This window comes from Sphaerospermopsis aphanizomenoides BCCUSP55 (assembly GCF_001586785.1).
Lineage (GTDB): Bacteria > Cyanobacteriota > Cyanobacteriia > Cyanobacteriales > Nostocaceae > Sphaerospermopsis_A > Sphaerospermopsis_A aphanizomenoides_A.
In genome coordinates this window covers 64,926-79,847 of record NZ_LUFH02000002.1, presented here as the reverse complement: position 1 = coordinate 79,847, position 14,922 = coordinate 64,926, and the positions used below count along the sequence as shown (strand labels likewise).

9 protein-coding genes are annotated in these 14,922 nt (G+C 37.6%); 7 read left to right on the top strand and 2 right to left on the bottom strand.

The window, feature by feature from the left end; all coding sequences use genetic code 11:
• Positions 1–57 precede the first annotated feature (57 nt).
• Positions 58–2,679 carry a chloride channel protein gene (locus tag A0J48_RS00900; RefSeq protein ID WP_200319437.1) on the top strand — a complete coding sequence of 874 codons (2,622 nt, stop codon included), beginning with the start codon at positions 58–60 and terminating at the stop codon, positions 2,677–2,679.
• 114 nt (positions 2,680–2,793) lie between these two features.
• On the opposite strand, the gene A0J48_RS00895 is transcribed toward A0J48_RS00900, so the two are convergent.
• Complete coding sequence (locus A0J48_RS00895; RefSeq protein ID WP_200319435.1) at positions 2,794–3,003, bottom strand: hypothetical protein; 210 nt, start codon at positions 3,001–3,003, stop codon at positions 2,794–2,796.
• Between the two features lie 305 nt (positions 3,004–3,308).
• Here A0J48_RS00895 and A0J48_RS00890 point away from each other — a divergent pair, with 305 nt between their 5' ends.
• The 4 genes from A0J48_RS00890 (at position 3,309) to A0J48_RS00875 (ending at position 8,292) form a co-directional block, all read left to right on the top strand.
• Entirely contained in the window at positions 3,309–5,468 is a 2,160-nt protein-coding gene (locus A0J48_RS00890) for a Tex family protein (RefSeq protein ID WP_200319433.1), read from the top strand.
• A 288-nt stretch (positions 5,469–5,756) separates the two neighbouring features.
• On the top strand, positions 5,757–6,143 hold the full coding sequence (locus tag A0J48_RS00885; RefSeq protein ID WP_200319431.1) for a phage holin family protein: 387 nt from the start codon (positions 5,757–5,759) through the stop codon (positions 6,141–6,143).
• A gap of 38 nt (positions 6,144–6,181) precedes the next feature.
• Positions 6,182–6,370 carry a YqaE/Pmp3 family membrane protein gene (locus A0J48_RS00880; RefSeq protein WP_200319429.1) on the top strand — a complete coding sequence of 63 codons (189 nt, stop codon included), beginning with the start codon at positions 6,182–6,184 and terminating at the stop codon, positions 6,368–6,370.
• A 317-nt stretch (positions 6,371–6,687) separates the two neighbouring features.
• Positions 6,688–8,292, top strand: a complete 1,605-nt coding sequence (locus A0J48_RS00875) for a glycosyltransferase family 39 protein (protein ID WP_200319427.1) — start codon at positions 6,688–6,690, stop codon at positions 8,290–8,292.
• Between the two features lie 87 nt (positions 8,293–8,379).
• Here A0J48_RS00875 and A0J48_RS00870 read toward each other — a convergent pair whose 3' ends face one another.
• Positions 8,380–11,232, bottom strand: a complete 2,853-nt coding sequence (locus A0J48_RS00870) for a cation-translocating P-type ATPase (protein WP_200319425.1) — start codon at positions 11,230–11,232, stop codon at positions 8,380–8,382.
• A gap of 211 nt (positions 11,233–11,443) precedes the next feature.
• On the opposite strand from A0J48_RS00870, the gene urtA reads away from it, so the two are divergent.
• The gene (gene urtA, locus A0J48_RS00865) at positions 11,444–12,703 is read left to right on the top strand and encodes an urea ABC transporter substrate-binding protein (RefSeq protein WP_200319423.1); all 1,260 of its coding nucleotides are present in this window, start codon (positions 11,444–11,446) and stop codon (positions 12,701–12,703) included.
• A 20-nt stretch (positions 12,704–12,723) separates the two neighbouring features.
• Positions 12,724–14,820 carry a sensor histidine kinase gene (locus tag A0J48_RS00860; RefSeq protein WP_200319421.1) on the top strand — a complete coding sequence of 699 codons (2,097 nt, stop codon included), beginning with the start codon at positions 12,724–12,726 and terminating at the stop codon, positions 14,818–14,820.
• Positions 14,821–14,922: the final 102 nt, after the last annotated feature.

Sequence of the window (14,922 nt, the reverse complement as noted above, 5' to 3'; positions counted from 1 at the left end):
AAAAATCATTCTCAATCTTTATATAATTAAAACTTAAAAATTAAAACCTCAAAATTTATGATTTCCCTGGCGATGCTAACCCAGCGGTTTCGCAATTTGTGCCAGCCTAGAAAAGGTTTAGCGATATCCTCAATGGGATATGCTAACGCTGAAGCTTGTCTCATTGGAATTGTCGCTGCTTTATCTGCTGTATTACTTAAACAGGGTTCAGGATGGTTAGGGACATGGCGAGTACATAGTACCCATTTTTTACCTGCTTGGCTAACTTTACCCTTAATTGGTATGAGTTTTGGGTTTTTAGCAGGTTGGTTGGTGCAAAGATTAGCACCAGAAGCCGCAGGTAGTGGTATTCCGCAAGTGAAAGCCAGTCTGGCAAATATCCCCATCAAGTTATCCTGGCGGGTGGCAGGTATAAAATTACTCAGTACTATTATTTCTTTGGGTTCGGGGATCACTTTAGGAAGACAAGGACCAACTGTTCAAATTGGTGCAAGTTTAGCAGCGGGAATGAGTCGCGCTTTTCCCACTTCTCCAGAACATCGCCGCCAAATGATTGCTGCTGGTGCCGGTGCTGGTTTATCTGCTGCTTTTAACGCCCCAATTGCCGGGGTATTATTTATTATTGAAGAATTACTAAAAGATGTCTCAGGACTAACTTTAGGAACTGCCATTATCGCCTGTTTTATTGGTGGTGTAATTTCCCGATTATTAGGCGGTGGAAGTTTGCAACTCAACCTACAATTAATGGATTATTCGAGTAGTTTCTCTTTATTAGAAATTCCTATTTTCTTCCTATTGGGTATTTTAGCAGGTCTGCTAGGTGCAATATTTAATCGGGGCTTAATTTTTAGTGTGAAAACTTATCGCCGATTACATATAAGTTTACCGCTAAGAGTGGCTTTAGCTGGCTTAGTGTGTGGTTTAATAGTTGCGGTACTGCCTGAATATTACCGCGACAATACAGGTTTACGGGAGTATATGATTGCCAGTGATCCTAATCCTCTATTTGCCGCAATTACTTTTATCACGCAGTTTCTTTTAACCTTAATCGCCTTTGGTTCTGGCGCACCAGGAGGGTTATTTGCACCCAGTCTAATTTTAGGTTCTTGTTTAGGACATTTAGTGGGAGTGTGTGAGTTTCAAATTTGGGGTTTTGGTTCTCCTACTACCTACGCTTTAGCGGGAATGGGGGGATTTTTTAGTGCCGTTTCTAAAGTCCCGATTACAGCTATTGTGATTGTGTTTGAAATGACGACAGATTTTAATTTGGTGTTACCGTTGATGATTGTTTCTGTCACATCATATCTAGTTGCAGATCAGGTAGTACCTGGTTCACTGTATGATAAACTTTTACTATTAAATGGCATCAAAATTGAAAAAGATGCCCCTATAGAAGGAGTATTAACTAAGTTAACAGCCCAAGATGTGATGCAGCAACGGGTGGAAACTTTAGAATCAGAAATGACTGTAGAGGAATTAATTCAGGCGTTTTCTCGTTCTCATCATCGGGGTTTTCCTGTGGTAGAAAATTGTAAACTAGTAGGAATTGTCACTCAATCAGATTTACAAAAAATACCTAAGAGTCGAGATACTCCGTTAAAAGAAATTATGACACCGAAACCGGTGACAGTTACTCCCAAACAAACATTGAGTAATGTACTTTATTTATTAGATCGTTATCAAATCAGTCGTTTACCAGTGCTAGAAGGAAACAAACTGATTGGAATTATTACCCGTGCAGATATTATTCGGGCGGAAGCAGATCATCTTAACTGTAACAATGGAGTTTCCGGACCCCAACCAGAACCTTCTTATGTAGTGTACCAAACGCGATCGCCTTGTATTGGGAGAGGTAGATTATTAGTTACATTCGCAAATCCAGATACAGCAGATACTCTTTTACAAATGGCTGCTACTATTGCCCGCGATCGCCATTATGAATTAGAGTGTTTACAAATCATCCTTGTATCTCGCCACAGTTCACCGTCTGAAACTCAAGTTAGAACAACAAAAAGTCGCCGCTTACTCCGACAAGCGGAAGCCTTAGCAAAAAAATGGCACATTCCCGTACATACGCAGATTCGAGTTGCCCATGATGTTGCTCAGGCAATTTTAGAGACAATTAAGGAACGACACATTGATATGATTTTTATGGGTTGGAAGGGTAATACTTCTACTCCAGGGCGCATTTTTGGTACTGTTGTCGATACTATAATTCGTCAAGCCGCCTGTGATGTTGTCTTAGTTAAGTTAGGTACTCTTTCTGAGTCTAACCATTTTAATCGTTGGTTAGTACCAATGGCTGGAGGACCAAATGCACGAATGGCAATTAAATTATTACCAGCTTTAGTAACATTGGGAAATAATGCTGAAATTCGCCTCACTCAAGTATTTAAACCATCAGAATTAAAGCCAGATATGACAGTTTTAGAAGAATCTACTCGCCAGTTAATGCGGCATCGGAACTTATACAGTAACGTTGTAGCTGCACCGATACAAGCAGATTCAGTTTGTGAAGGAGTAATTAACTTAGTGAAAACGGAAGGTTATGATGTTGTAGTTTTGGGTGCTTCTCGTGAGGGATTATTACAGCAAGCAATTTACGGTAATATTCCCGAAACTATTGCTTCTGGTGTGGAAAGCACGGTGATTTTAGTGAGAGGAGAAAATAATTCGTAATTCGTAATTATAGCAACAGATGATAAAACGTAGACACTAAAAGCCTTTTCACTGGAGTCACCTGTCACCTGCTATAATTACTCTTGCGTTCTGTTTCTCCGCTGCTTCTGACTCCTAATAGATTTTCCGCAGCAGGTTGTTACTACCCACCAGTACAAGTACCAACAAACCTAACTGAAGTTGCCAAGGCGCTATTATTAGCGATAAAATCAAAGTAACTGCCGTAAACACACCGGCAATATACGCAATTTCGTCATTTTTTTTGTTTAAAAAATAGCCAGTTATTAACCCAGTAAAGAGTGGAATCAGAAAAAATAAAGGCATTTTACTAAATCCTGAACTAACTGCCGAGAGGTGAAATCAACTAATTTCAACCTGGATTAGAGATAACAAATCCTGATTATACAGTTAAGTAGGTTTTATTTACAATACTTGATCTGAAAATATGAATATTCTTAAATTCAGTAATTTTTTAGAACATAAGTACCCAAGCAAAATTAATTGTACATATTGATGGAAAACAAAAATGTCTGTATTCCTTACCTATTACCTATTACCTATTCCCTATTCCCTCTCCTAACTATAAAATTTATTTTGCACGACTACTTATTTTCAATCATATTCACCCAATGTTGAACATTCCTCAACTACTAGCAACAGAACTAGAACTGAAACCCAATCAGGTGCAAAACGCACTGGAACTTTTAGCCGAGGGTGCAACAATTCCCTTTATTGCGCGTTATCGCAAAGAACGCACTGGTGAGATGAATGAAGTGCAATTGCGAGACTTAGCTGATAGGTATACATACTTAACCGAACTAGAAGAAAGGAAGCAAGTAATTTTAAATGCGATCGCCCAACAAGGTAAACTCAGCGATGAACTCCAAGCAAAAATTACTGCCTGTTTGCAAAAAACAGAACTTGAGGATTTATACTTACCTTACAAACCAAAACGCCGCACCCGTGCCACTATCGCTAGGGAGAAAGGACTAGAACCTTTAGCAGCATTGATTAAATCATTAAATGTTAAAAATGGAGTAGCTGCTGACTTAGAAGCAGAAGCGGCAAAATTCATTGCTGAAGAAAAAGGTGTAAAAACCGCAGAAGAAGCATTAAAAGGTGCATCAGATATTTTGGCAGAAGAAGTTGCTGAAAAAGCAGAATTACGCGCTTATTTACGGGATTATCTTTTAGAATCAGGGGTGTTTGTTTCCCGCATCAAAGAAGAACATCCCGAAGGTACAACCAAATTTGAAATGTACCGTAATTATCAAATCAAAGTCAAAAATATTGCCCCCCATAATATGCTGGCTTTGTGTAGAGGGGAAGCAGAGAAAATCTTAAGTTTTGAAATTGATTTTAATGAAGATTTTGTGATTTCCTATTTAGAATCCCAAGAAATTAAAACCAAAGTGCGCGTAATTAGAGATTTTTATCAGCCGATGTTAAAAGATGCCTTTAACAGACTGATGAAAACTTCTCTGACTGGGGAAGTAATTTCCGAAAAGAAAACCTATTCAGATATTGAATCTATCAAAACCTTTGAAACAAACTTGCGAGAATTATTGCTATCTGCACCTGCGGGAATGAAACCGACTTTAGCGATAGATCCTGGTTTTAGAACAGGTTGCAAAGTTGCAGTTTTAGATCAAACAGGTAAATTCTTAGAATATCAAGCCGTATTTCCGCATCAAGCAGCAGAACAAAGGAAAAAAGCCGCCCAAACCATCAAAAACTTAATTGAAAAATACCAGATAGAACTAATAGCAATTGGTAACGGAACAGCATCCCGTGAAACAGATGAATTCGTTGCAGAAGTATTAGCAACCTGCGACCGTAAACCCATTAAAGTTATGGTAAATGAATCTGGTGCATCCATATATTCAGCCAGCAAAGTTGCACTAGAAGAATTTCCTGAATTAGATATTACTGTCAGAGGTGCAATTAGTATCGGACGCAGATTACAAGATCCATTAGCCGAACTAGTAAAAATAGACCCTAAGTCTATAGGTGTGGGACAATATCAACACGACGTAGATCAAAAACTCCTGAAAAAGAAACTTGATGAAACAGTAGAAAGTTGTGTTAACTATGTCGGAGTAGATTTAAACACCGCTTCCAAAGAACTGCTGACCTTTGTTTCCGGAATTACACCCACAGTCGCCAACAATATTATCGCCTACCGTAACCAAAATGGCGCGTTCAAAAATCGTAAACAACTATTAAAAGTAACAAAACTAGGGCCAAAAGCCTTTGAACAAGCAGCAGGGTTTTTAAGAATTAGAGATAGTGAAAACCCCTTAGATAACACCGCAGTTCATCCAGAAAGTTATGCTGTAGTGGAGGCGATCGCTAATGATTTAGGTGTACCATTAAATCAAGTCACACAAATAGCCGAAAACCTCAAAAAAACCAACTTAAAAAAATACATTACCGACACCATTGGAGAACCCACACTGCGCGATATTCTCAACGAACTAGAAAAACCAGGAAGAGATCCCCGTGCAGAATTTAAATATGCGACATTCAAAGAAGGAATCAAAGAAATTACCGACTTAACAGTGGGAATGGAACTAGAAGGAATTATCACCAACGTTGCTAACTTCGGTGCATTTGTTGATATCGGAGTACATCAAGATGGGTTAGTGCATATATCCCAATTAGCTGATAGATTTGTGGATGATCCCAATAAAATAGTCAAAGTTGGACAAGTTGTAAAAGTCAGAGTTTTAGAAATCAACGAAAAATTAAAACGCATTGGCTTATCAATGAAAGCAGTGAAACAATAGAAGAAAACCGCACGCAAGAACCAGAAATTTTCTCTGTGACTCTGCGTGAAAAAAAATATATCGTCACCTAGCGTATTATAAACCCACCAAGAACAACTTTTATATAAATCATCCCTCTACCATCAACCTGAATAACTAAAAAATACTCCGCGTTCCTCTGCGTTCACCTCAGCGTTCCTCTGCGTTTCAAAAATCCTCCTTTCGATATAAAGCGAACCTATCGATCAATAGAGATTAAAACTTCAATCTGCTGTAAAGCTAGAGATAGCAGTTACAGAGGTAAAAATAATGTGGGCGACATTCTTAACCGCACTCGTTACAGCATTAAGCTTGTTAATTGTTGATATCATTTTTCCAGGGGTTGATATCGCCAATTTTCCCGCAGCTATAATTGCAGCTTTAGTAATTGGTTTGATTAATAGTTCAGTTAAACCAACTCTTTCCACCCTATCTTTACCATTAACCTTCGTATCTTTAGGCGGCTTTTCCTTAATAGTAAATGGAATCTGCTTTTGGTTAGCATCAGTTTTAGTTCCTGGGTTTAGAGTCCAAGGAATTATCGCTTTTATTCTCGCGCCAGTAGTTCTATCTTTGGCTAATACATTCATCAGTAAATACTTTGCAGAAAGGAATATAGGCTTACCAAGCACTACTAATATCACGACTGAATCATAAATCAATGTAATTTTGAAAAAATAGATAGAAACAACACCATGAAATTAACTCGTTTGCTGCTTTGTTTATTCTTACCTCCCGTGGGAGTATTTCTGACAGTTGGTGTTAGTCCAACTTTGATAATTAATATTTTGCTTACCTTTCTCGGTTGGCTTCCCGGTAGTATTCATGCACTTTGGGTAATGACTAAACATGAAGAAAGACTTAATAGAGGAGAAGGTGTGTAGGGAATTTACAGCGCATTTGATATTAATGAAACAAGGGCGGGCAGAATGCCCAGCCCACAAAAATTCTTACATTTATTGGTAAAATGTGAAGAAATAATCAAGTAAATATTAAGATTGTGTATTACAGTCCAGCAAAGATTGGTGATTGTAATAGAGTGAGGATTAGCCGTAACGCACCCTACTGACTTCAAAACATAGCAATTTACATCCAAAATTCGTCAATTGTCCCCAAAATTATAACTGGTTGCATGAGTCTTGACTACAAATTTATCACCCACTAAACTCCAGTTTTAAGATTCTAAATTGGTAAACTTATTGTGGGCAAGTTTGAGAGATTTCCAAGTTCATCAACTAATTGGTTCTATCTTTTCCTGGTCATCGTGATAGTCTTTGGGAGTTTATTGCGATGCATTCATCTTGACAGTCGCGTATATTGGGGTGACGAAATTTTCACTTTAATGCGTATTGCTGGATATCGTCTTGCAGATATTACTCAAGAACTTACAAACAGATCAATTGTGAGCATTGCAGATCTGATGGTGTACCAACATCCTAGTCCTGCAAAGAGCTTAACTGAAACTATCCAATCATTAGTAACTGAAGAACCACAGCACACACCTATTTATTTCATAGCAGTACGTCTTTGGACAGAGTGGTTTGGCCATTTTGGCAATACAGTGCTAGTGGTAAGGAGTTTTTCTGTTTTTACGAGTCTGTTAATTTTCCCCTGTCTTTATTGGCTATGTCTTGAATTATTTCACTCTTCTTATGTAGGGTTATTAGCTATTGCTATGATGGCTATTTCTCCCTTTTACTTAGTTTATGCTCAAGAAGCTCGTCCTCCTGCTCTCTGGGCTTTGTTCATTCTGTTGTCGAGCAATTTGCTGCTCAGAGCAATACGAATACAAACAAAGCTTAGTTGGATTATTTATACTATTTCTGTTGTTCTAAATCTTTATAATTTTCTGTTCTCAGTATTCGTAGTAGCTAGTCATGGAGCTTATATTTTCTTTATCAAAGGTTTTCGCTTAAATAAAACTCAAATTGCTTATTTAATTGCAACTATTTTGGGATTTCTAGCATTTATACCCTGGCTAATAGCAATTATTTTCAACTTGAATACAGTCAAGAATGCAACTAAATGGTCATCAGCAAAGGTAGATTTTTCAGTTTTACTGAAAGTGGTAATTAATAATCTTAGAGACGTGTTTTTTAATATAGGAGGAGGTTATTCCTATTTAACTTTTCTCTTACTTGTTCTCATAGCATTTTCTTTTTATGTTTTGTTGCGTACAGCACCTAAGTCTGTTTGGGCTTTTGTGTTTAGCCTCATTGGTATAACGGTAGCTGCTTTACTTGTCTCTGACTTCTTCAGTCAAGGTCAACGTTCAGCAGCTTCGCGCTATTTTATTACCTCCTACTTAGGAATAAATCTATCTATTGCCTATCTATTTTATATACAGCTAATAACCTTAAATTCTTGGTACAAGAAGTTTTGGCAAGTGATCATCACTTTCTTACTTGTCCTTGGTTCGGTGTCTTGTATTATAATTGCCCAATCAGAGGTGTCATTCAATCAGGCTACCTATCGCAATAGCCTAATGGTAGCCCGGATAATCAACAAATATGACCATCCTCTGATCATGACTAGCATTACTAGTATTACTCCCAATTATCCTAATAACGTAATAGGAATACTCAGTTTGAGTCACTATCTTAGACCCGACAGTCAATTTCAGTTTATTGCTGATACAAATAAACTCCATCTTTCCAATTACGCCAAAGCTATTTTTATATACGGCAGTAATTCCAATTTTATAACAAATGCCGTTAATACACAGTATCGCCCTAAGTTGCTTTTTGGAGACTTAGATGAAAATAACCCATCTTCTGAAGATCTTTGGTATTTGGAGCGAAGATAAGGCAATGATCAAAAACAGGACTGACTTAAAAGAGGCGTATATCATGCAGTATTTAGATTGGTGATTGGTTGTTGATTCCATCAACTGTTACGATTCTGAACTTCTTTCACTGTTAACGTTTCTCATAATTCGCTTTCTTAATTCGTCAGCTATTAAAATCAACGGTGGACACAACAATAACATCAATAAATAAGATGGTTTCAAAGATGCAGTTGAGAAGATTTTTTGCAGAGGAGGAGAATAAATAATAGAGAGAATCAATATCCATTCTACGGCAATTCCTGCCCAAATTAAACGATTAGTAAAAAAGCCCAAACGCAAAATTGAAAACCGTTCGGAACGACAGGCAAAAACATTACCATCTTGACAAGCTACAATTACTGCTAAAGTCATGGTCGTTGCTTGGTGATAAATAGCCATTGTGGCAGCATTTGCTGAGTGCGATAAAATACTGGGGCTAAGTGCCTGTAATTGGGGAATATTATAGCCATTTGTCCACCACACGAAGAAAAATCCTGCCATACCTGCCAAACCTTCCAGCAGTCCTAAAAAGCAGTAAGCACGCAGCAATAAAGGTAAATCTAACAGTGGTTGGGATTTTTTCCGGGGTGGTAACTCCATTGAACCAGCTTCTGGTTTTTCTGCCCCTAATGCCAGTGCGGGCAACATATCTGTACCTAAGTCAATAGCTAATATTTGTAAAATTACTAGTGCTGGCGGTATTTTCAGAAACACCATTGCGAGGAAAGGTAAAAACTCCGCCATATTGGAAGCGAGAATATAAGTCATGAATTTGCGGATGTTTTGATACACTGCCCTACCCTGTTCAATTGCAGAGACGATAGTGGCAAAGTTATCATCTATCAGCACAATATCCGCAGCTTCACGGGCAACATCAGTACCGCTAATTCCCATTGCAATGCCGATATTTGCAGCGCGTAAAGCAGGGGCATCGTTAACACCATCACCAGTGACAGCGACGACATGACCAAGGGTTTTGTATGCTTCAACTAACCTGAGTTTCTGTTCTGGGATGACTCTGGCAAATACTAACCCAGTTTTGTGCTTGTGGATAATTTGCCGTAATTGAGTATCAGAAAGGTGTCCTAATTGTTCACCGGTGATAATTCTAGGTTTACCGTTGCCTAAACCAATGCGTTGTGCGATCGCAGCTGCTGTTAAACCATAATCACCTGTAATCATAGTAACTTGAATGCCGGCACGATGACAAAGAGCGATCGCATCCGCAACTTCTGGACGTGGTGGGTCAATCATCGCCACCAATCCCAAAAAAGTCAAATCCTGTTCCAATAAATTATTATCTGCCTGGTTTAATTCCGCCCCACCTTGCCTTATTGCCACCCCTAACACACGATAACCTTGACTAGCTAATTGATCATTAGCCGCCACAATTTCCTCACGCTGAGTTTCCGTCAATTCCAGCCTTTCCCCTGAATGCCATAAATACCGTGAATGTTGCAATACATCCAAAGTTGCACCCTTGGTAAAAATCAAATACTGAGAATTTCCAACATTGTCTAACTGCAAATGTCCTTCTAATAAAACCGTCATCATCCGCCGGTGAGAATCAAAAGGTATTTCCCGAACTCTTGGCGCTTGCTGTTGCAACTCTTCCAACTTCAAACCCGCCTTAATTGCTGCCACCAATAACGCCGCTTCCGTAGGATCACCCACTGCTTGCCATTGATTAGAATTAGGGGGATGATTTAACCGCGCATTAGAACAAAGTGCTGCACCAGCCAAAATTAACCGCACCTCATTTCTCTGCGCCCTCTGCGCCTCTGCGGTTCGTAACTCTTCCGTAATAACCTCAACTTCTCCCTTGGGTTCATAACCCACCCCAGTCACATTAATATAAGTATTAGGAATCCACAATTGGCGGACAGTCATTTCATTTTTAGTCAAAGTCCCGGTTTTGTCAGTGCAAATTACCGTTGTTGCACTCAGAGTTTCCACCGCAGACAAGCGCCGCACCAAAGCATTCTTTCTGGCCATGCGCCTGACACCAATTGCCAATGCTAAACTTACAGTCGGTAGTAAACCTTCGGGGACAAATGCCACAATAATGCCAATGGCAAAAATGAAACTTTCTTTGAGTTGCATTCCCACCAGCAACTTAGTCAGTAAAAATATCACCACCCCCATACTCAAAGCAATGATAGTAATGATGTGAACCACCCTAGAAATCTGCACTTCTAAAGTGCTGGCTTCCCGCTGCACATGGGCTGTGAGATGGGCTACTTGACCAAATTCTGTATGCGTACCTGTTGCATATACCACCGCCAGTCCCCGACCAGAAGCCACAGTAGAACCTGCAAAGACCAAATTACTCGCTTCGGAAGCATGGATATTTGCAGCGGTGACAGGTTCGCTAATGCGGGGAACTGGCAAAGATTCCCCTGTGAGTACGGAGACATCTACATATAAAGATTGACTTTCAATCAGTCTGGCATCAGCAGATATTTTATCACCTTCTTCCAACTGCATGACATCGCCGCTAACTAATTCACGGGCAGCAATTACAGATAATTTGCCATCACGAAAAACTTTAGCTTGGGAAGGTAAGATTTTTTTTAAAGCTGATAAAGCTTTTTCCGCTTGATATTCCTGCCAAAAACTAAAAATAGCATTAATCCAAATCACTGCCCAAATTGCCCAACCTAATTCTGGAGTTTGAGAAATAAAAGCTAAAATTCCCGCTATCCACAACAGCAACGCCATAAAATGGGTTAATTGGTCAGTGAAACGCAGTATTAAAGGGCGTGTTTGTGGTTCGGGAAGTTCGTTATAACCGAATTGTTTTAATCTTAAATTAGCTTCTGCCTCGCTGATACCTTGAGGAGTAGTTGCTAGAGTCTTGTAGACATCTGTAGTTGTCAGCGTCCAAATATGAAAATTTAGATAAGAATTTAAAGGCATACTCTCAGTATGAATCCGGGTTTCGTATTATAGATACTGAGTCTATACATCTTCATCTGTCTGAGGTGAGGGGTATCTTTTTTTAGGGCAGTTAGATGGTACAATGAATCACCTCTTAATTTTATCCATAAAAATCTTTAAAGTTGACTGGAATTTATTGAATCAATTGACCCTTCAATATTTTCTTAATTAGTTTATAGCTAAAAAACTGATGAATAAAAAAATTATTCTTGTAATAGTAGCTTTTGCATTAGGACTAACAATATATTTTTTAACTCATCTTCAGATTCAATTCTCTCAAAAACCGATTAAAGTTGGTATTCTGCATTCTCTAACTGGCACAATGGCCATTAGTGAGAAATCTGTGGTAGATGCTACCTTACTCGCCATTGGAGAAATTAATGAAAAAGGAGGTATTTTGGGTAGAAAAATTCAACCAATTATTGCTGATGGTAAATCTGATGGGAAGACATTTGCAAAACAAGCTGAAAATCTCATTACTCAAGAAAAAGTAGTTACAGTTTTTGGTTGCTGGACTTCCGCTAGTCGTAAAACAGTAAAGCCTATATTTGAAAAGTACGATCATTTACTAATTTATCCTGTTCAGTATGAAGGACTAGAACAGTCACCAAATATTGTGTATACAGGTGCAGCACCAAATCAACAAATTATTCCCGCTGTCAAGTGGTCTTTTGATAATTTAGGTAAACGCTTTTTCTTAGTCGGTTCTGATTATATTTTTCCGCGTACAGCTAATGCCATTATCACAGACCAAGTAACCGCTTTACAGGGAGAAATTTTAGGGGAAGAATATATACTTTTGGGTAGTCAGAAAGTAGAACCTGTCATTCAAAAAATTATAGCAACCAAACCAGATGTCATCTTGAATACAATTAATGGCGATAGTAATATTGCTTTTTTTAAAGCTTTGAGACAAGCAGGAATTAGCTCTGATATCATACCTACTATTTCCTTTAGTATTGCTGAAGAAGAATTGAAGTCTTTACCCAGTAAAGATGTGGTAGGTGATTATGCAGTTTGGAATTATTTTCAAACTATTAATAAGTATAAAAATTTTGAATTTATTGAAAAATTTAAAACAAAGTATGGAAAAAATAGAGTTACATCTGACGCTATTGAAGCTGGATATTTCGGAGTTTATTTGTGGGCGCAAGCAGTTAAAGATGCTGGTACAGATGATGTCAATATAATTCGTCAATATATCAAAGATCAAAGTTTTAATGCACCGCAGGGAGTTGTATATATAGATGCTGATAACCAACATACCTGGAAAACAGTCAGGGTTGGAAAAATTCGGTCAGATGGACAATTTAAAATTGTTTGGAATTCCGGTAAACCAATTCGTCCCGTACCTTATCCTATCTCCCGTTCTAAAGCTGAATGGGAACTATTTATAAACAATCTTTATCAAGGATGGAATCGAAACTGGGCTAATTCTAATACTGATTAAATAAATACTTAAATTGGGAGATGCAGGATTTGAAAAATAAAAAACTTGTTAATAAACTGCTGTTGTGGTTTTTGTTAATTGCTTTAGTACCCCTGAGTATAGTTACATCTATACAATATTACATTGCCCGGAATTCTTTAACAAAAGAAGTTAATAACAATTTAATTTCTATCGCCGATAGTAAAGCCAACTTTTTGGATTTTTATATTAATGAAAAACAAAAAAATGCGGCAATTATCGCCCAAATACCAAATATAATTGATGCCGCAGAAAAATATCAAACGGCTTTTAATGAAAATGGCATTAATGCCCAAAAATATCAGCAAATAGATCAACAATATCGCCAATTCATTACTAATTATTTAGATATATTTGGTTATTCTGATATTTTGTTAATCTCTCAATCTGGAAATACGATCTTTTCTATAAATAACGGTAAAGAAGAAGGAAAAAACTACTACAAAGGAACTTATAAAAATTCTGAAATTGCCAAAGTCTTTGATCGTGCTAAAACATTAATGCAAGTAGAAATATCTAATTTTACCTATTATACATCTAAGCATGAACCCACTGCTTTTATTGCTGCCCCTATCTTTAAGAATAATCTGATTATTGGTGTAGTAGTGGTGCAACTGAATAATCAGGAATTTAATAAAGTAGTCAATGACTATACTGGCTTAGGCAAAAGCGGTGAGACAATTGTCAGTTCATTAGTTGATGAACGCATAATTTTTACTGCTCCTACTAGACATGATCCACAAGCAGCTTTTAAGAGAAAAATTAATATTAGCGACAATAAATTCAACCCACTTTATCAAGCAAATCAAGGTATCAAAGGAAATGATATCACAATTGATTACCGGGGGCAAAAAACGATTGCAGCCTGGAGATATTTACCTTCTTTAAATGCGGGACTTTTGGTAAAAATGGATGTAGCCGAAGTCTTTACACCATTAAAAACACTCCACAATATTGTGATTATTTTAGGAAGTATTACGCTTTTATTAGTTACATTGGCAGCTATTATAGTAGCCAGATCTATTTCTCAGCCAGTTGTTGCACTTACCCAAGTAGTTCAAGAATTTGCTCAAGGAAATCTGAAAAAACAAGCATCTGTTCTCAGTGATGACGAAATTGGTCAATTAGAATTGTCATTTAATCGCATGGCTGCACAGTTAGAAACATCCTTTCAAACTATTCAAGAACGGGAACAGGAATTAACTACAGCCAAAGAAAAACTAGAAAAAGTTTTAGCTGAAGTACAGCAGGAAGCACAACAATTAGCTGCTCAATTGATTCAAAGTGAAAAGATGTCAAGTTTAGGACAGTTAGTAGCGGGTGTAGCACATGAAATCAACAACCCAATTAACTTTATTTCTGGTAATATTGCTCCAGCCAATGAATATATTCAAGATTTATTGAGACTGTTAAAACTTTATCAGCAACACTATCCTCACCCAGTCCAAGAAATTGAAGATGAAGCAGAAGTAATAGATATTAATTTCTTAATGGCAGACCTGCCTAAGCTATTAACTTCAATGGGAATTGGTGCGAAAAGAATTACAGAAATTGTGCGATCGCTGCGAAACTTTTCTCGCTTAGATGAAGCGGAAATGAAAGCAGTAGATATTCATGAGGGTATTGATAGTACACTAATGATTTTAGAAAATCGTCTCAAAGCTGCATCTGATCGTCCAGCTATTGAGGTGATTAAAAAATACGGTGAATTACCATTAGTAGAGTGTTACACAGGACAACTTAATCAAGTATTTATGAATGTTCTTGCCAATGCGATTGATGCCTTGGAAGAAAGAAAAATCAAAAACTTTCTAGGTTTAGATCAACTCCAGATTCAAATTTACACAGAATTGACTAATGACAAACAAGTAATTATTCGCATTATAGATAACGGTGTTGGCATCCCAGAGAAATTAAAAAAACTATTGTTTGATCCTTTTTTTACTACTAAACCTATAGGTAAAGGCACAGGTTTAGGTTTATCTATTAGTTATAAGATTATTACTGAACAACATCAGGGAAAATTGCAGTGTATTTCTGCCCCTGGAAAGGGGACAGAATTTATAATTACCATTCCCTTGCATCAAAATATTAAATAGAGTTAAAGTATTTGGTTTTATATCAATTCCGACTGCATCGGAATGATTAACCAAAAGCAAATACAGATAGTGTAGGAGTAGGATTCAAAAATAATAATTGAA

Excerpts from the sequence above, each read along its gene's own strand:
- A0J48_RS00900 (WP_200319437.1), top strand. The coding sequence starts at position 58 with ATGATTTCCCTGGCGATGCTAACCCAGCGGTTTCGCAATTTGTGCCAG.
- A0J48_RS00895 (WP_200319435.1), bottom strand. The coding sequence starts at position 3,003 with ATGCCTTTATTTTTTCTGATTCCACTCTTTACTGGGTTAATAACTGGC.
- A0J48_RS00890 (WP_200319433.1), top strand. The coding sequence starts at position 3,309 with ATGTTGAACATTCCTCAACTACTAGCAACAGAACTAGAACTGAAACCC.
- A0J48_RS00885 (WP_200319431.1), top strand. The coding sequence starts at position 5,757 with ATGTGGGCGACATTCTTAACCGCACTCGTTACAGCATTAAGCTTGTTA.
- A0J48_RS00880 (WP_200319429.1), top strand. The coding sequence starts at position 6,182 with ATGAAATTAACTCGTTTGCTGCTTTGTTTATTCTTACCTCCCGTGGGA.
- A0J48_RS00870 (WP_200319425.1), bottom strand. The coding sequence starts at position 11,232 with ATGCCTTTAAATTCTTATCTAAATTTTCATATTTGGACGCTGACAACT.
- urtA (WP_200319423.1), top strand. The coding sequence starts at position 11,444 with ATGAATAAAAAAATTATTCTTGTAATAGTAGCTTTTGCATTAGGACTA.
- A0J48_RS00860 (WP_200319421.1), top strand. The coding sequence starts at position 12,724 with ATGCAGGATTTGAAAAATAAAAAACTTGTTAATAAACTGCTGTTGTGG.